At 36.8% G+C, this 18,110-nt stretch carries 16 protein-coding genes; 3 read left to right on the plus strand and 13 right to left on the minus strand.

Translation table 11 applies throughout. The annotated features are described in order from the left end of the window. Nucleotides 1-52: 52 nt before the first annotated feature. The 8 genes from nagZ to BMS_RS15445 all read right to left on the minus strand — a co-directional run bounded on the left by nagZ (nucleotide 53) and on the right by BMS_RS15445 (nucleotide 8,143). Nucleotides 53-1,129 (minus strand): beta-N-acetylhexosaminidase, encoded by a 1,077-nt coding sequence (gene nagZ / locus BMS_RS15410; protein WP_052590730.1) that lies wholly within the window; start codon nucleotides 1,127-1,129, stop codon nucleotides 53-55. Between the two features lie 67 nt (nucleotides 1,130-1,196). Further along, nucleotides 1,197-2,033 carry an ABC transporter permease gene (locus BMS_RS15415; protein ID WP_014245752.1) on the minus strand — a complete coding sequence of 279 codons (837 nt, stop codon included), beginning with the start codon at nucleotides 2,031-2,033 and terminating at the stop codon, nucleotides 1,197-1,199. 2 nt (nucleotides 2,034-2,035) lie between these two features. Further along, a complete protein-coding gene (locus BMS_RS15420) occupies nucleotides 2,036-2,947 on the minus strand; it encodes an ABC transporter permease (RefSeq protein ID WP_014245753.1) in 912 nt (303 codons plus the stop codon). After that, nucleotides 2,947-3,738 carry a hypothetical protein gene (locus BMS_RS15425; protein ID WP_014245754.1) on the minus strand — a complete coding sequence of 264 codons (792 nt, stop codon included), beginning with the start codon at nucleotides 3,736-3,738 and terminating at the stop codon, nucleotides 2,947-2,949. Before BMS_RS15425 ends, BMS_RS15420 begins: the two co-directional genes overlap by 1 nt. Before the next feature lie 3 nt (nucleotides 3,739-3,741). Beyond that, nucleotides 3,742-4,587: a hypothetical protein gene (locus BMS_RS15430; protein ID WP_044557714.1), complete on the minus strand. Its 846-nt coding sequence runs from the start codon at nucleotides 4,585-4,587 to the stop codon at nucleotides 3,742-3,744. Between the two features lie 24 nt (nucleotides 4,588-4,611). Next, nucleotides 4,612-5,649, minus strand: a complete 1,038-nt coding sequence (locus BMS_RS15435) for a rod shape-determining protein (RefSeq protein ID WP_014245756.1) — start codon at nucleotides 5,647-5,649, stop codon at nucleotides 4,612-4,614. A gap of 24 nt (nucleotides 5,650-5,673) precedes the next feature. Continuing rightward, nucleotides 5,674-6,777, minus strand: a complete 1,104-nt coding sequence (locus BMS_RS15440) for an AMP nucleosidase (RefSeq protein ID WP_014245757.1) — start codon at nucleotides 6,775-6,777, stop codon at nucleotides 5,674-5,676. A gap of 346 nt (nucleotides 6,778-7,123) precedes the next feature. After that, a complete protein-coding gene (locus BMS_RS15445) occupies nucleotides 7,124-8,143 on the minus strand; it encodes a hypothetical protein (protein ID WP_044557715.1) in 1,020 nt (339 codons plus the stop codon). A 42-nt stretch (nucleotides 8,144-8,185) separates the two neighbouring features. On the opposite strand from BMS_RS15445, the gene BMS_RS15450 reads away from it, so the two are divergent. Next, complete coding sequence (locus BMS_RS15450) at nucleotides 8,186-9,145, plus strand: glycosyltransferase family 2 protein (RefSeq protein ID WP_014245759.1); 960 nt, start codon at nucleotides 8,186-8,188, stop codon at nucleotides 9,143-9,145. On the opposite strand, the gene BMS_RS15455 is transcribed toward BMS_RS15450, so the two are convergent. Next, complete coding sequence (locus tag BMS_RS15455; protein ID WP_014245760.1) at nucleotides 9,135-11,114, minus strand: ABC transporter substrate-binding protein; 1,980 nt, start codon at nucleotides 11,112-11,114, stop codon at nucleotides 9,135-9,137. The genes BMS_RS15450 and BMS_RS15455 overlap by 11 nt on opposite strands. 179 nt (nucleotides 11,115-11,293) lie before the next feature. Here BMS_RS15455 and BMS_RS15460 point away from each other — a divergent pair, with 179 nt between their 5' ends. Next, nucleotides 11,294-11,989 carry a hypothetical protein gene (locus BMS_RS15460; protein WP_014245761.1) on the plus strand — a complete coding sequence of 232 codons (696 nt, stop codon included), beginning with the start codon at nucleotides 11,294-11,296 and terminating at the stop codon, nucleotides 11,987-11,989. 49 nt (nucleotides 11,990-12,038) lie between these two features. Here the strand turns inward: BMS_RS15460 and dnaJ are convergent, their stop codons facing one another. The 3 genes from dnaJ to BMS_RS15475 form a co-directional block, all read right to left on the minus strand. Next, nucleotides 12,039-13,163: a molecular chaperone DnaJ gene (dnaJ, locus tag BMS_RS15465; protein ID WP_014245762.1), complete on the minus strand. Its 1,125-nt coding sequence runs from the start codon at nucleotides 13,161-13,163 to the stop codon at nucleotides 12,039-12,041. 109 nt (nucleotides 13,164-13,272) lie between these two features. Further along, on the minus strand, nucleotides 13,273-15,201 hold the full coding sequence (gene dnaK, locus BMS_RS15470; protein WP_014245763.1) for a molecular chaperone DnaK: 1,929 nt from the start codon (nucleotides 15,199-15,201) through the stop codon (nucleotides 13,273-13,275). Nucleotides 15,202-15,223: 22 nt separating this feature from the next. Next, the gene (locus tag BMS_RS15475) at nucleotides 15,224-15,799 is read right to left on the minus strand and encodes a nucleotide exchange factor GrpE (RefSeq protein ID WP_014245764.1); all 576 of its coding nucleotides are present in this window, start codon (nucleotides 15,797-15,799) and stop codon (nucleotides 15,224-15,226) included. 222 nt (nucleotides 15,800-16,021) lie between these two features. Between BMS_RS15475 and BMS_RS15480 the strand changes: the two genes are divergently transcribed. Then, on the plus strand, nucleotides 16,022-16,993 hold the full coding sequence (locus BMS_RS15480; RefSeq protein ID WP_014245765.1) for a lipase family protein: 972 nt from the start codon (nucleotides 16,022-16,024) through the stop codon (nucleotides 16,991-16,993). Here the strand turns inward: BMS_RS15480 and BMS_RS15485 are convergent. Continuing rightward, the gene (locus tag BMS_RS15485) at nucleotides 16,985-18,106 is read right to left on the minus strand and encodes a coproporphyrinogen-III oxidase family protein (protein WP_014245766.1); all 1,122 of its coding nucleotides are present in this window, start codon (nucleotides 18,104-18,106) and stop codon (nucleotides 16,985-16,987) included. The two genes, BMS_RS15480 and BMS_RS15485, sit on opposite strands and share 9 nt — an antisense overlap. Between the last annotated feature and the right edge of the window lie 4 nt (nucleotides 18,107-18,110).

The raw sequence follows: 18,110 nt of genomic DNA on the forward strand, positions 1-18,110 counted from the left end.
GGATGCTGACAGGCAAAAAAAGCATCCTATTTAAAATAGTGGAGTAAATGAATTAAGAATTTAATTCTTCGATTTTTGCTTTAACTTCTTCTACGTATTCAATTGAAGCTTTAGTTCCAACAACCTTACTTAGCTCTGGAATATAGATTGGAGAATATTCTTTTAGATTTCTCTCCTTACAGCTTTTTACTCGATTATAGCGATCAACAATTGTCTCATTCTTCAACTCTTGATTCTTTTGAGCCTTTTTAAGTCCATCTAGAGCCTTACGCGCAAACTCCATGTCTTTATACTCTACAATATCTGCACCAGCATTAATTGCCATGACGGCCGCTTCCTCATAAGAGTATCTATCTGCAATGGCCTTCATTTGCATATCATCAGAGATGATCAATTTTGTATATCTAAGTTCATCACGAAGAATTTGATAAGCCTCTGGGCAAAGTGAAGTTGGAAGATCTGGATTAATATCTTCTACTATCACGTGCGCCATCATAAGAAATTCAACTCTTGACTTGATGGCCTTAATGAAAGGAAGAAACTCTTCATTCCTAAGCTCATCTAACGGCTTTTTAATAATTGGTAGATCGAAATGTGAATCTTTTGTAGTACAACCATGTCCAGGAAAGTGCTTAGCACATGATAAAATATCACTTGTTTGTAGACCTCGGATAACGGATGAAATGTATTTAGAGACAGTCTCAGCATCCTTGCCAAATGCTCTATCTCCAATCACTTTGTTTTGCTCGTTATTAACAATATCGCAAACAGGTGCGAGATTTAAATTCACTCCACAAGCTTTCAATTCCTTTGCCATAATCTGACTACACTCAAAAACTGTTTTGGGGGAATTAAGACTACCAAGCTCCATCATTGGAGGAAACTTTGTAAATCCTGTCTTAAATCTAAATACTCTCCCCCCCTCATTATCTACACATACAAATAACGGATACTCTTTACGAGTCGTTTGTATCTGATTAACTAACTCGGCTAACTGAGCAGGTGATTCATAATTATTTGAAAATAAGATGACTCCACCAATATTTTCTTTCTCTAAGAACTCTCTCTCTTCATCTAGAAGCGATGTTCCCGATATTCCTGTAATGATCAATTGTCCTAACATACTCATAATTCCACCTTGAATATTTCTATCATATCCCAAATCAAAATTAGTTGGAATCAGTAAACTTATTCACTTAAAAAGATTTTCTTGGGTCTAAATAATCTCTTAAACCATCTCCCAATAGATTTAAACCTATTATTAATCCGGCCATTACAATAGAAAGAGTAATAACCATATATGGAGCCTCTAATAAAACTGTCTTTGCAATTGAGAGCATTGCTCCCCATGAGAATTCAGATCCACCAAGACCAAGAAAGCCAAGTGCTGCCTCACTAATGATGACCCCACTCACTCCAAGAACGATATGAACCATCATTAGCGGAAGTATTGATGGAACAATAACTTTTAAGAAGAGTCTAATCTCTGTTACCCCTATTGCTCTAGCGCTTTCAACATAAGTTAAGTTCATCACTCTCATCGTCTCACCACGTGCAATTCTTGCATAACCAGGCCATCCAGTAATTACTAAAGCAAAGACTAATCCCCAAAATGATTGTCCTGTGACAGACATCACCATTATTGCAATTAATATACTTGGGAAAATAAAAATAAGGTTTATCACTAAATCACTCGTAACTTTTACAAAGTTATTTCCTGTGATTGAAAGGTAACCAATAATGATACCAATAGTTGCAGATGTTAAGCTCACGAGAGTTGATACCCCAAGACTATAGGCCAATCCCGCAGAGAGAATCTCAACAACAGAGCGACCATAGATATCTGTTCCCAATAGAAATCCCTCTACTCCAGGATAAAGTAATTCCTTAGTCATATCTGTTTCTGGGAAGTAAGGACTTAGAAATGAGCCTTTAATCATAAGACTATAAACTAGCCAGGCTATGGCCCAAATTAAATATGAACTTAAAAGAGCTCCACCTATTTTGATTTCTTTATTTAACTTCTTTGACATAATTAAGCCTGTATCCTTGGATCAATTCTTGCGTTACAAAAATCGACAACGAAGTAAACTGCCATATAAATAATTGTAGAATAAATAATTACCCCTTGAACGACAGGGTAATCTCTATTTTGAATCCCCTCAAATAGAAGCATTCCCATTCCTGGAATATCAAAAATAGTTTCTGTAATCATTGTTCCTGCAAGAACAACTGATAATTGGATTGCAACAACATTTAAAATTGTAGGTAAACACACTCTAGTTAAGCGTTTTAATATTTGAAATTCATTAAGACCCTTAGACTTAAGTACTTGAACCCAAGGCTCACCACCTTCTTCTAAGAGCTTATTACGAGATACTCTCATAAGAACTGCACTCAAAGGAATGACCAAAGTAATGATTGGCAATATCGAATGCTTTAGTCCTCCCCACTCTGATACTGGTAGGACGCCAAGTTTTACAGAGAAAATATAAACAAGAATTGGAGCAAGAGAGAAGATGGGAAAAGATAAAAATAGTAGTGAAATAATTCTTGAAAAGTTATCAAAGAGTCCGGATCGCTTAAACCCTGCCCATACTCCTAGCATTGTTCCTAAACACATAGCCAGCCCTACAGAAATAAATGCTAATACAATAGTAGGGCCCATATGCTTACTAATTAGATCTTTTACTTCTCTTTTTTTAAAAAGACTCTCACCCATATCTCCAGTAACAACACCTACTAAGTAATTCTTATACTGAATTAAGATTGGCTGATCTAAACCTAGTTGCTTTCTATATTTAACAATCTCTTCAGGCTTTGCCTCCGCACCCAGAACTTTCTCAACAGGATCACCTGGAGTTGCTCTTAAAACGATGAAAATCGCAGTTACTGCGACAAAAATTGTGAAAAGAGAATATGCGAACTTTCTAACCGACTCTTCCATTATTCCAACTCCACCATTGATAGTCCTTGGGAGACCCAGAACTTTTTCATTAACTCTCTATTATCATCCAAGAAATAGAAAATAGCCTGATCCCCTACTTTTAAGGTAAACCTTCTCTCGCCTCTTGAATTTTTCCCATCATACTCAAATGTTCCCTCAGTAAATACTGCATTTGGAATATTGAGATATTGTTCTTGAAAATAAGGATAACCTTCCCAAATAATGACAACTTTCATTGAACCACTATCTCTTTTAATTGCTTTATCTATAAAGCCTGTCGCTCGAGCACACTCTGTAATTTGAGAAAAATAACAAAAGATTCCAGTGGAGTTCGGGAAAGAGAAAACCCTCTTTCCTTGCCACTGTCTTTCAGGAGAAGTTAGCTTAACTTCCATCGACTTAGTATTTGGATTAACTTCCATTCTAGAGACATACTTCTTGCCTTCAAACCAAACGGAGTATTCAGAAATCTCTGGCCTTAATACTGTAAGAGACTTTTTGAGAGTTCCTAACTTTGAGATGACAATTAACTTTTCTAGCTCTTTAGATTCACCAGAGACCTTAACTGATTTCTTCACAATAAATTGGTTCTTACTTTTGTTGAAACCCTTTTCTCTCTCGACAACAAATTTTCCGGCCTTGTCTGAGAGTTGGAATACTTTTTTAACCTTGTCCGTATTTCCAGATCGAACCTCAGATGAGCTTGTAAAGATGTCAGAAACTCCAATACTTTTAAAATAAGCACAAGAGCTTATAAACATAAGACTTGTTAAAAGAAGTAATTTCCTCATATTTTAATCCGCTAAAAATGATTCTATATTTTTATCAACTTCTCTATAAACTCCAGAAGAGTCCATAAATGTAGAAAGATGATTTTTGAAGTCTTCATTTTCTTGAAAATGAACTCCAATTTTCTTCATCGGTACTTTAGAGGCGCGTGAATTTACGTAATCAACGATGTACACTATATCTTCACACTTAAGAGAATAGGCCTTCTCTTCAAACATCAGAGTGAATTCGACTTCACTATGTTCTTCCAAGCTTACAAAGTAACCTGTTTCTCTATTATTTGCACAAAATGAAAGACCATTATTGGAAATATCTAGAATTCTAAATCCCATCAATTCAGCTATGGCCTCATCATCACCAACGATACTCTTCAATCTTTCAGAAACAAAAGTATCAATGGCCCCACTAGGTGCTTCGTTAAATTTATTCAGAGAAATGATATTGCTATTATTTTCATCAGAATAAACTTTGAAATATGCATAGACTTGATGATGTGGAAAAGTGAGAAGTCTCTCATTCGCTCTTTTTTCACTCTTAAAGACTTCTTCTCCTAATTCAATACGAATAGATCCATTTTCGTCACTTAGGAGATCACCCTTTGCGAAGTAGTCCACACTATTATATGAAAAGTTAACGAAGACTCTCTCTGTTAGAGAGTGCGTTTCAATTATAGGGTTAGATATTTCAAGAGATAGAGTCTGATTTTCATACCCTTTTACAAAAGCAAGAACAGGTTCTTCACCCTTGCTCCAAACTCTAATAGGTCTCTCGCCATTTATAAAGCTAGAGACCTTAGATGAGATTTCTTTTACGTTCAATCCTGTGAACTTTTCTTTAGAGCTTTCCGCCATGAAAGCCACCTCGTTAGTTATAGTTTATGAAAGTGTTGCAACTTGTCTCAATAAGTGAATTGATTCAAGGGCCTTACCACATCCTCTAACAACACAAGTAAGAGGATCTTCTGCTAAAGAAACAGGAAGACCTGTCTTCTCTTTAATCAGAACATCTAAGTTTGCTAGTAGAGATCCACCACCGGCAAGAATAATTCCATTATCAACAATATCCGCTGCAAGTTCAGGTGGAGTCTTTTCAAGTGATACCTTGATAGCTTCTACGACCTCTGCAATTGGATCGGCAAGAGCATCTCTAATTTCATCTGAAGTTACTTCAATAATCTTAGGAGCACCTGCAATTAAATCACGTCCTTTTACTTCGTATGTCTTAACTTCGTCATCAAAAGGATATGCGTTTCCAATAGACATTTTAATTGCTTCAGCAGTTCTCTCTCCAACAAGTAGAGAATATTTCTTTTTGATATAAGATGTAATCGCTTCATCAAACTTATCACCGGCCACTCTTACTGATTGAGAGTAAACAATTCCACCAAGTGAAATAACAGCAACCTCAGTCGTACCACCACCGATATCAACAATCATATTTCCTGATGGTTCAGTAATTGGTAGTCCTGCTCCAATAGCTGCGGCCATTGGCTCTTCGATCAAGTAAACTTCTCTTGCTCCTGCTTGCTCGGCAGATTCTTTAACAGCTCTCTTCTCTACTTGCGTGATACCAAATGGAATACAGATAATAATTCTTGGCTTAATGAGCTTTGATCCAGCTAAAGACTTTTGAATAAAGTACTTTAACATTGCTTGAGTAACTTCAAAGTCAGAAATGACTCCGTCTCTCATTGGTCTAATTGCCTTGATACTTCCAGGTGTACGCCCAAGCATTTCTTTTGCTTCTTTACCTACGGCCAAAACCTTATTAACACCTTTCATTCCCTGATGAACCGCTACAACAGAAGGTTCATTGACAATAATTCCTCTATCTTTAGCGTACACGAGACAATTCGCTGTCCCTAGGTCAATCGCTAAATCATTTGAAAACCAATCTAAAAATTTCTTGAACATTATGAAGTCCTTATTATGCTTTTATTACCAATTATAATGTCTAACTTTCTCACCTCTCTCAGCAATATCGGCCATGGCCTCAATTCCGAGTTCGATGTGAATATCTGTATACTTTTTAAATACTTCTTTAGCAGAGCTCTTTGTTTTGATTCCACCTTTCTTCATAGGGCAATCTGAGATTAAAAGAAGTGCTCCAATATTAACCTTACTTACAAAACAAGCTGTAAACAGAGCAGCTGTCTCCATTTCAACAGCAAGTACTCTCTCTTCAATTAGGTTTTGCTTGAACCTGTCATCAAATTCCCAAAACCTAAAATCTGTAGAGTGAATTGTTCCCGTTCTATAGTCATGCCCATGCTCGACTAAAATTTGAGAAACAAACTTCTGAACTTTGAAAGTTGGAAGCGCTGGAACTTGAGGTGGTAAGAAGTGATCCGAAACACCTTCTGCTCTAATTGAAGCAATAGGAAGAACGAAGTCTCCAACCTTCAATGAAGGATGTACTGAACCGGCCAGTCCTAGAAATAAAACGGCCTTTGGATTGACGACAGAAACGAGTTCCCCAATCAATGCGGCCATTGCAGAACCTACTCCGAATTCAATAATCGTAACTTGTGCTTTCTTTGAAGAAGATGCTTTAAAGGCTGAACCCTTCGTGTAAATAGCATCGTCTAAAAGTACGTTGAATCTCTCAATATAATAGTGAAAGTTCGTTAAAATTATCTGTTGTTGGAAGTCTTTAATGTCGTGACCAGTATACCTTTCGAGCATATCAATCGCGATTTTTTCCTTCTCTTTATTCCAGTGAATTCTTCTCGCTCTAAGACGAGCTTTCTTTTCTTCAACAGAATTAACCTGTCTCTTAGTTGATAATCTAACAAGTGAATATGGGTCTACTGATGCAGCCAACTCACTACTAGGAGTTGATTTAACTTTCAGTGTGCTTGCTTTCTTTGTTTTCTTTAACTTTGCAGTGACAGAACTCTGCGCTGAAGACTTTGCTGAAGATTTTTTCTTAGAAGCCTTTTTTGAAGAAGTCTTAGCAGCCTTTTTCTTAGTAACCTTAGTCTTCTTTTTTGAAGTCGATGACTTTGAGGTTTTCTTCGCTGTCTTTCCCTTGACGGCCATAGTCGTAAAATCCTTTTTAAATAAAAAAATACAATAATAAAATGTACCACTTGGCCCTTTTTATTGACAACACCTAAGTGACTAAAATCCCCATAAAAGCAAATAATATTGCCATTGATGCACAGCAACCCCGCATACGACAGGATTGAATTTTTCCTTGTCAGAGTGGGTCATTTTTCTTAGTATGGGAAAACTTAAATTAACTTAACACGTAGCAAAAGGATATCTCATGGGAATGGGTAGAAAAAGAACAGTAACAAAAATGAAGCAAAGAAAAGGTCAAGCTAAGAAAAAAGCTAGAATCTTAAAAAGAATCCAAGCTGGAAAAAAGTAAGGCCTACACGCCTTACTTTTCTTTAAAATAATCATAGAGAAACTTGGCATTCTGCTCTGGTTGCTCACTCATTTCAAAAATATAAAAATCACTTTTCCACAAAACTTTAAACACTGCTCTCATTCTTAATATGGCTATTTTTGTCTTTACAAAAAAGTCCACAATACCTTTTTCCCAAAAGTACTCAAAAATCATTGGAAGCCCAATTCCTATAAGTAAATGAATACTAAGATAGTAATACTTTTGAAAAATATTAGCTTTAGAGAGATTTACTCTTCCCCCACTTCTCTTACCCTGAATAAGAGTTTGAGATTTAGAGCCTATCGTTTTCGCTACTTCATTTTCAATTCCATCGAGACAAATCAAATCTTTCTGACCGAACTCTTGCCTTCTGATTGAATAGATATTCTCTTCTCTATTTTTAATTTTCTTAAGGATACCTGGATATGCTCCCAGCCTATTTGGAAACGGGTGCACTAGGCCATCCTTATCGACAATAGGAGTATCGTCAGAGATCAGCTTTACATCACTATAGTTTAATAGGTTGGAAAGCAGTGTACTCTTACCACCCCCCATCTCCATCATGAAGAGAATATTCTTCTCATCTAGCTGAAAGCCCATTGCATGAATTCGGTGCAATCCCATCAAATCCATCTCTTTACCAATTCTTGAGAGAATTATCAGATAAGTTAATTCGTGTAGTAAATCTGCATCCAAAGTGAAGATCTTTGCAGATTCACTTCCATAGTCAAAAATGGTCAGTGCTTTCTTTGAGTAATCATTATACCGAACTCTTCCAACATCATAGGTTGTAGAATACTTTCTTTTAAAAGTTGGCTTTATCTTAGGTAGCTCTTCTAAAGGAGGTGAGGATTTTGAGACCTCAATAGATAAAAATACTTCGTCTTCATTAAAGCTAGATTTGAAGTATGAAAAATCCTTAACGATCTTCCCTAATGTCTCAGAGCAATTAGTTCGCACAATAACATTGAGACCAAAGAAATTAAATTTTTCACTAAAATCAAGCAACATATGTTTATAATAAGTCAAAACAACATTTAGCAAAAGTTTATTATGAAGTATTCAATTGTCATTGTAACTTATGAAAGATTAGAGCTTCTTCAGAAATGTATTTCTGAGATCAGGTCCCAATCTCCTAACACTCCTATTTATGTTGGCATAAATGGTTCCGATTCAAAGAGCGCTCAATACTTACAAAATATTCCTCAGGTAACATGCAAATCATTTAATAAGAGAACTCCTGGAGAAGTCAGAAACGCTCTTATTCAATTAGTTGAAACACCTTGGATATGTTTCTTAGACGATGACGTTATTGTTAGTGAATCTTACTTTCAAAAGGCAGAATCTATACTTGAGATGAAATCTCTAGAGATATTCGGTGGACCAGATACTTCCTATCCAAACGAGGAAAGCACAGAGACGGCAATATCTCTAGCGCTCACTTCTCCCTTGGCCACTGCACATTCAAAAAAGCGCCATACGGTAAGTAACGACTTTAATCCAAACGCAAAGGAGCAAGACTTTATCCTTTGTAACCTATGGATGAAAACTTCAATCTTTCACAAAGAAAATAATTCATTTGATGAGCGTTTTTTTAGAAACGAGGAGAATGTTCTCTTAAATAAATTATTGAGTTCAGGAAAGACTGCTCACTACTATGGTGACCTTTTCGTACATCACAAGAGAAAGAGCAATTTAATTTCTATGAGTTTAACAGTAATGAAGAGTGCTAATTTTAGAGCGAAATCATTTCTTTTATTTCCAGAAAGCTTTCAGCCTATATATCTCGTTCCAAGCCTCTCATTTCTTTTTCTAATTTACTCAGCATTTTATCCAAATCTCATTGCCCTATTAGCAATTAGTACTTATATCTCTTGTCTTTTATATTTTAGTTGGAAAATTTGTAAGGACAGCTCAAGAATGAATTTATTTTTTCAAGTTGTACTTGTTCAAATCATTATCAACTTGAGCTATGGGATAGGTTTTATCTCACCACCTAAGTCTACAAAGTAGACTTAGGCTCTTCATTATTTTGTAAAATTACGTCTTCTATTTTTCCTCTTCTTAACTTTAGAGGAACCATTGTCTTAATCCAAACACCATCGTTTAATGTCCATTTACCAGTGATCCCAGAGAGGTTTTCTTTATTTCTAATTAACATCTCAAGCTCATCGCGCGTACCAGGAGAAGTTTCAGATAAAACGCTGCTTATGACTTTGAATGCATCATAGGCCCTAATCTCAATTAGTCTTGGTCTAACTTTATAACGATCAATAAATTTATTAATAAATGTATTATCTTTTATACTAAAGTCATCACCAACAAAGTATAGAGAACCTAGTTTATGACTCTCCTTACTCATTGAAGTTGAACGCCAACTAGGGCCACCAATAATATTCAAATTAAAGGCGTCATAGTAAGTAAATGAAGGGATTAACTGAAGTGCTTCATTTGGAAAAGCTGGAACGAAAACCCAGTCAAAATCAATGATCGGCTTTAGGTTCTGTATTCTTCGCATCGAGTGATTCTTCTCTAGCGCATGAATATCTTCCATTATTGCAAGCTCTTCTTCCCTCTCTCTCTTATACTTTAGGCCTAAGAGCTTTTGGATCGTTTCTCTATGATCTGTCTTACTCTTGTCATAAGTCTTAACTCCAGTAACCTTAACATCGTGTATCTTAGCTTTTCTCCAAAATTCATCAACGTAAGCTCTCCCTCTATCCGAGTCAGGATAAATGACAGCGGCCTTCTTTCCAAAGTGAGCTAACATTTTCGGTGAAAATAAATTATCAACTAACGATTCTACCGAACCAGGAATCTCTAAAAGAAGGTGGTTTTTTTCTTCCTTTGGGAGGTAGATCTGAGAAAGAGAAATGAAGAAAACACCGTGCTTTCTCGCTTCTAAATACTCTTTCGTTGCTTCAGATGAAAAAAGTCCACCTATAATTACCGATACATAATTCTTCTCTACCAACTCTTTCACACGGTAGGCACCAACAACTCCACTCCCCTCACTATCTTTAACAAAGATTTCAAATGGAGGTTTACCTTCAAACTTATTATTTAATTCTCTAATTCCATTATCAATTCCAATAAGCGCTCTTTTACCGAACTCGACCTTATCGCCACTGCGAGGAAGGATGACACCTATTGAATGAGGATTCATTTTTGTAAAATTATCTAAACGAAATTTAAAATTTGTAACGAGTAGTGATATTTCTTGAAATTTATTATAACGGTCATCCACCCACTCTAGGAGGTCTTTTGCCTCGTCCTTCTTTCCCTTATAGTAAAGTTTCTCAGCCTCTAAGTAGCCAAGGTAACCTACGACCAAAAATGGCTCATCTTCAAATTCCTGAAGAAGTCTGCGCTTTTGATTCTCTTCTAATTGAAAAAACGATCCCATTAACTTTTCATACATTGGCTCTGATTTAAGAGCACTGAGAGAATCAATAGAAGAAAGGAACCAAATAAGAGATCTCATTGCACTAGAAGGTTTCTCTAATTCATTTGCAATACTATAATTTAATTTATGAAACTTCTTTGCTTCCTGAGTATCAAGGCTTCTAAAGTCTGTAATAGAGAGAGTTGAGAAGGCGCGATCTAAATATCCCATCTTATAATGAGAGCTTGCTAAGTTTAAGTGAATTTGAGCAGTCAGATTTTTATCAAGCCTAGACGAAGAAAGTGCTAAGCCAAAATTGTAGATGGCCTGCTCATAATTCTTTTCACCAAAATTTATTACACCTATAAGGTTTCTTCTAAGTGCCTTCTCTGTTGGCAACAAAGTTTCAGTTTGATAGCCCTGGAGTTTTTTTAATGCTATTTCAGATTGACCCTTTTTATAGTCCTCTTTTACAGCATTTATAAACGTAAGAAATTTCTCAGTATAAAGATCACTTGGATCACTTCCAGAGAGTAGAGATATGCCCGAGCATGAGCAAAGAACAATTAGTGCTACTATAGATATTATTTTCTTCATATTAATTCTCTTTTAATCCGTTAAAAGTCGCAATAATTGTACGATAGGAGAATTCAAAGAGCTAGGGCGTTTTTAAATAACGCAAGAAGTAAAAGTAAAATACGTATCCCATTAATATTTATACGTAATTTTTACTACACTTACTATTCAATTAGGCCAATTATGGCTACTTATGGACCATGAAAAAAGCTCTCATTCTCTTACTATTGTCTTTAAACTCATACTCATCGGTAACTCACGAGCAATTTCTTCAACTCAAAGAAGCTCTTTTTCTTACCTTTGAAGATTTAAAACCTTTTGAACAAGATATACTTACAATTAATACGACAGCTAATGGTCTACCTGACAACTACTGGTGGAACCTAGATATGGTCCATGCCTCATATACAAGAATTGATAATCAACATAATATTTTTCTATTTGGTGGATTTGCAAGACTTGAGAAGATGACTCTTGATGGACTTGCTGTAACAGCTTGTCATGAAATAGGTCACGGGATTGGTGGCGCTCCTTATAAATCAACTGGCTCTTCAATGGAGGGACAGGCCGATTACTTTGCAACTAAAGTTTGTCTCCCAAATGTATTTAAGCATCTCCCTCAAACAAGTGAGATAAGAGTTACAGAATTTAATCACAAGTACTGTGAGCAATCTGAAGACCAAACTTACTGCTTAAGAGCACTCAATGCTCTTGAAAGCGATATTCATTTCTATGAGACCCTGGGCGATATTGTTCACTTTCACACTCCTTCAGAAGAAGTAGCAACTCAGTTAAATGATCATCCCACTTTTTATCCAAGCTCACAGTGCAGGCTTGATACATCTCTAGCAGGCGTACTCAAAGAACCTAGACCAATATGCTGGTATCCTCTATAAAAAATCGTTTTGTTATATAAGAAAAAACAAGGCCACTCAGGGCCTTGCTTTATTGAAATAAATTTCTAACTTTATCAAAGAAACCGTTACTCATTGGATGAGAGTGCTCATCATCAAATGTAGCTAGTTTGTGAAAGAGCTCTTCCTGCTCTTTAGTTAGCTTTTGAGGTGTCTCAACATGAATATGCATGATTTGATCACCGTTTCCATAGCCGCCTAATCTTTGAATTCCCTTTCCTTTTAAGCGCATCTTTTTACCAGACTGAGTTCCAGTAGGAACCTTAACGGAAACCTTTCCATCAAGAGTAGGAACTTCTATCTCTGCTCCAAGTGCTGCCTGAGAAAATGAAACTGGTATTGTACAATGAACATCAAAACCGTCTCTTTCAAAGAGTTCGTGCTCCTTAATATCAATCACAACATAAAGGTCTCCCGCAGGACCACCCTTTGCACCAGAGTCACCTTCACCTGTAAGTTTAAGTCTCTGACCGTGATCAATACCCGCTGGAACTTTAACCTCGAGTTCAGTTTTCTTTCTTGTTCTTCCATCACCATGACAAGTTCCACAAGGATCACTTACCGTTTGCCCTGCACCCTGACACTTTGGACATGTTTGAGAAACAGTGAAGAAGCCTTGTTGTCTTCTCACTTCACCCATACCACCACACATATCGCAGTTAACAGGCTGGGCACCATCTTTTCCACCAGAGCCGTGACAAGTTCCACACTCTGCAAGTCTAGTGATATTTATATTCTTTTCACAACCAAATGCTGCTTCAGTAAAATCAACTTCCAATGACATTTGAAGGTCGTTTCCTGGACGAGCTGCCGAGCGTCTTCTACCGCCTCTACGTCCACCACCAAAGATATCTCCAAAAATATCTCCTAGATCTCCAAAGTCGCCGAAACCTCCACCGAAGCCTCCGCCACCAAAGCCTCCGGCCTGGCCATCAACTCCAGCGTGACCAAATTGATCGTAGCGTGATTTCTTATTTTCATCCAAGAGAACTTCTGCCGCCTCAGATGCTTCCTTAAACTTGGCCTCTGCTTCAGCATTATCTGGATTTCTATCAGGGTGATACTTCATGGCCATCTTTCTGTAGGCCTTTTTAATTTCGTCCTTACCGGCGCTTTTATCTACCCCTAGAACTTCGTAATAATCTCTCTTACTCATAATATTCCTTATACGAGGAAGAGGTGTTAGATGATTTTACTCACCGAACACCTCTACATCTATAAATAAATCTAGAGGATGAAACCTCTATGCAATGTCTCTAAAAGAATTAAACTTCTTTAAAGTCTGCATCGACAACATCATCGTCGTCTTTCTTCTTAGCTTGACCTGCATCTGCACCAGCTCCCGCTTGTCCAGCACCCATGTCAGGACCAGGTTGTCCTTCAGCTCCAGGTTGCTGATACATTTGCTGTGCAATTTTGTGAGAAGCATTTTGAAGTCTCTCTTGCTCGGCCTTAAGCTCGTCAAGAACTTCTGATTGTAACTTCCCTTTTGCAGCTTCGATTGCAGCTTCTAGCTCTTTCTTATCGCCTTCAGCAATTTTATCTCCACCGTCTTTAATCATTTTTTCGCAGCTTAAGATAAGAGCATCTAAACTATTTCTAGTATCAACGATTTCTCTTCTCTTAGAGTCAGCATCTTTATTTGCTTCTGCTTCTTTAACCATTCTTTCGATTTCGTCGTCAGTTAAACCAGAACCAGCAGTAATTTTAACTTCTTGCTTGTTACCTGTTGCCTTATCTACAGCAGAAACATTAACGATACCGTTAGCATCAATGTCGAAGATAACTTCAACTTGTGGAACACCTCTTGGTGCTGGTGCAATTCCAGTAAGGTCAAATCTACCAAGTGTTTTATTATCATTTGCAAATTCTCTTTCACCTTGAAGAACGTGAATAGAAACCGCTGGTTGGTTATCTTGAGCTGTTGAGAATACTTGTGATTTCTTTACAGGAATAGTTGTATTCTTATCAATTAGCTTAGTCATAACTCCACCAAGAGTTTCAATACCAAGAGAAAGAGGTGTTACGTCTAGAAGAAGAACGTCTTTAACATCACCAGCAAGTACACCACCTTGAATCGCGGCACCAGCAGCAACAACCTCATCAGGGTTAACACCTTTAGAAGCTTCTTTTCCAAAGATTTCTTTAACTCTTTCTTGAACCGCAGGCATTCTAGTTGAACCACCAACAAGAATTACTTCGTGAATTTCATTTCTATCTAATCCAGAGTCTTCAAGACAAGTTAAACATGGCTTAGCAAGAGCTTCTAAGTCTTTTGCAATAAGTGACTCAAATTTTGCTCTAGAAAGGTTAATGTTTAAGTGCTTAGGCCCTGAAGCATCTGCTGTAATGAATGGAAGATTTACATCAGTGCTATTAACGTTTGATAGTTCGTGCTTAGCTTTTTCTGCTGCTTCTTTAAGTCTTTGAAGGGCCATCTGATCTTTTCTTAAATCAATTCCTTCAGTCTTATTAAATTCTTCAGCAAGGTAGTTGATAATATCTTCATCAAAGTTTTCACCACCAAGGAATGTATCACCATTTGTTGCCTTAACTTCAAATACACCGTCAGTTGTAATTTCTAGAATCGAAATATCAAATGTACCACCACCAAGGTCAAATACAGCGATATTCTTATCTACTTTAGAGTCTAGACCGTAAGCAAGTGCTGCAGCAGTTGGCTCGTTAATAATTCTCTTAACTTCAAGACCTGCAATTTTACCAGCGTCTTTCGTTGCTTGTCTTTGAGCATCGTTGAAGTATGCAGGTACTGTAATAACTGCTTCAGAAACTTCTTCACCAAGGTAATCTTCTGCAGCTTTCTTTAGCTTTTGAAGTACGATTGCTGAAATCTCTTGAGGAGACATTTCTTTTCCGTCTACTTTTACCCAAGCATCACCATTTTTATTTGCAAAAATTTCAAATGGAGCAACGTCAGCAAATTTCTTTGCTTCTGGAGTATCGGCCTTACGACCAATTAATCTCTTAATTCCGTATAAAGTTTTTGTTGGGTTTGTAACGGCTTGTCTCTTAGCCACTTGTCCAACAAGAGTATCTCCATTATTTGCAAAACCAATTACTGAAGGAGTTGTATTATGTCCTTCTGCGTTTGCAATAATTTTGTACTTTCCATTTTCAAGAACTGAAACACAAGAGTTTGTAGTTCCTAAATCAATTCCAATAATTTTACCCATGGTAATCTCCTTTATTTATATATTAGTTTTTTGCTATTACTACTTTTGCCGCTCGTAAAAGACGACCGTTTAAAATATAACCTTTTTGAAATTCAGAAATAATTTCATCGTCGGCCTTTCCTTCTGCCGGCTGCTGTGCCATGGCCTCATGGAAATTTGGATCAAAAGATTTACCGATTGATTCAACTTCTGTTAATCCATTATTTGTTAAAACTTCTGAAAATTGTTTCTTAACCATATCTACACCAATGTAGATATTTTTAACTTTCTCATCTTCATCATTTGCGATTGCAGAAAGTGTTCTATCTAAATTATCTAAAACATCTAAAAGAGAAGATAAGATTTTTTCATTTCCATACTTAAGAAGGTTATCTGTTTCTCTTGCTTGTCTCTTTTTAAGATTTTCCATTTCAGCTGCTAAGTAATAGAACTTTGCTTTAAAGTCTTCTTGCTCAGCTTGTGCCTTCTCTTCTTCAGTTGGCCCTTGTTCTTCGCGCTTAGTCTCTAGTGACTCGACATTATCATTTTCAACTTCGTTAGAAGTTTGCGCTCCATCTTCAACTTTAGCTTCTAAATTCTCAGTATTTTCAGTAGTCATTTTTTCTCTGCTCCTAAAGCGTATTAATTTCTCCTTCTCAAGATGGGAGCAACCTGGCGAGTGTCAATGCTAAGGAAAATAAAAAAATCGTAAAGAGACCAGACATCTAATAATTACGATACCTTAGCTTTGGCACAAGTCTTGTAACTAATATATTGAGTCTCAAATGGACTATTTATAAGTTACTTAAATTACATAAAAGTGATGTTGGAGAACTGACTGGTGTCTAAACTTAAGGCAATTTTACTATTTCTAGCTCTAATCGGCAGCACCTTTGCTGGTGGTATTGATATTAGTAAAGAGTACTTACTGGCAAAGACACAAATTCAAAGCTCATCTTTTAATAGAGAGTTACTCATCAGCTTTCTCAGATCTCAAACAGTTCTCTTAGTACCTGGAGTGCTTTCAGAGTCATTTAATTCAAATTCAAATCAACGCATTAAAGTTAACTACGCTCTTGGAGAAATTTTCAGCGATCACGAAGAGTGGTTAATGGAGTACGGAATCAATTATGAGTTCTTAGACATAGAATCAGAATCCTCTCCGAGCGAAAATAAAGATTTTATCATTCAAGTTTTAGAGGAAATTCCAAACAATATTATCCTCTTTACACACAGTAAAGGTGGGCTCGATACTTTTGCAGCTCTTTCTAGCCGTCCCGATTTACTCGAGAAAATAACAGGAGTCATCACTGTTCAAACTCCCTTCAACGGATCTCCTGTAGCTGATGCTTTTGCTGGTAATTCTATTACAAGATCCATGGGTAAATGGCTCTTTCAATTTCTTGGTGGTTCAGAAGAAGGAATGCTTAGTCTCACAAGCAAGGAAAGTAGAAAAAGGAACGAGAAGAGAGAAGAAGATTATCAAAGAATCATAAGAACTATTCCAGTGGTAAATTATGGCTCTTACAAAGAAGATGAACTTGGTTGGGACACACCACTTGAAATTTTTAGAGACTTCACTCAAAAGAAAATTGGAAAGAACGATGGCGTCGTCCCTCTAGAGAGCTCGTTTCTAAACGACACCTATCAAATTACAGAAAAAGGCGTTGATCACTTAAATAGCGTTACAAATACTAGTGGCGTAAGAAGAGTCTCTATCCTACCGGCACTCAATTATAGAAAGAAATGGGACTATGATAGAAAGCCACATTTTGAAGCACTGTTAGAGTCTCTAAGACAAATTTCATATTAATTTATACTTGAAAAGATCATTCATCAAAGAATCCAAGAGTAAGAAGCCTCTAGAGTTTAAACTCAATTTATATCCTACTCTCTCTTTAAGATAAGAGCTCTTCTCCCAGTGAGAAATAACCTGCTCAAGAGTTTTTAAATCTTCTATTTGCAATGAGAGATCATAGAGCTGATTGATCCTAAGACCCATATAGATTTCTTCTAGTCGAAGTTCATCTTCAGTCAGAATCTCTTCTTTATACTTACTCTCTAAGACTTTCCACTTAAACCTCGTAGCAGCTTCTTTTAGATATCCTGTAGCAGAGGCGCCCAGTGCTGCGACAGACTCACTTCTCCAGTACTGAAGATTATGCCTAGACTCCTTTCCCTTTTTAGCAAAGTTTGAAACTTCGTAGTGATCAAAGCCTTTCCCTCTAAGAAAGTTAGCAACATCCAAATATTCTTTTTCAATATACTCTTCACTAGGAAGATGATCTCGATGAATATAGCCGGCCTTAGTTGTTAGAATATATAAGCTGATATGCTCTGGTGCGTAGTCTAAAATTTCTTCAAGCTCTTTTAAGATATCTCTATTGTATTTTTCAGAAAAAGGTAGGCCTAACATAAAGTCTACAGAGAAACTTAAATTGTGCTCATGGAAAAACTTCAGTGTCTCGTACACATCGTCAATGCTATGAACTCTATCAATGACTTTTAAGAAGTTCGCATCAAGAGATTGTATTCCAAGAGAATAGCGATTTACTCCACTACTTTGCCAACTAGACAAGGCCTCTCGAGTCCACGCTCCAGGGTTCACTTCAAGAGTAAATTCACAAGTACTGCTCAATTTTATATTTCTTTCAAGAAGAAAATTTTTCAAAAATTCAGCTCCGCGAACTCCCCATAGCGAAGGTGTTCCTCCTCCCAAATAAAGTGTATTTAAAGAAGAAATCTCACAATTATTTCTAAGTAAAAATTGTTCTAGCTCTGAGTAGCCCTCTACCAAAGAGGTTTCAAACTCCCCGTACTCAAGCTCTTTGTCCACGGGTATATTCTTATAGAAATCACAGTAATTACATAAGTGTCGACAAAAGGGAAAATGAATGTAAAGTGACTCTATAGGGTGATTTTTCAATTTT

This window comes from Halobacteriovorax marinus SJ (assembly GCF_000210915.2).
GTDB classification, from domain to species: domain Bacteria; phylum Bdellovibrionota; class Bacteriovoracia; order Bacteriovoracales; family Bacteriovoracaceae; genus Halobacteriovorax; species Halobacteriovorax marinus.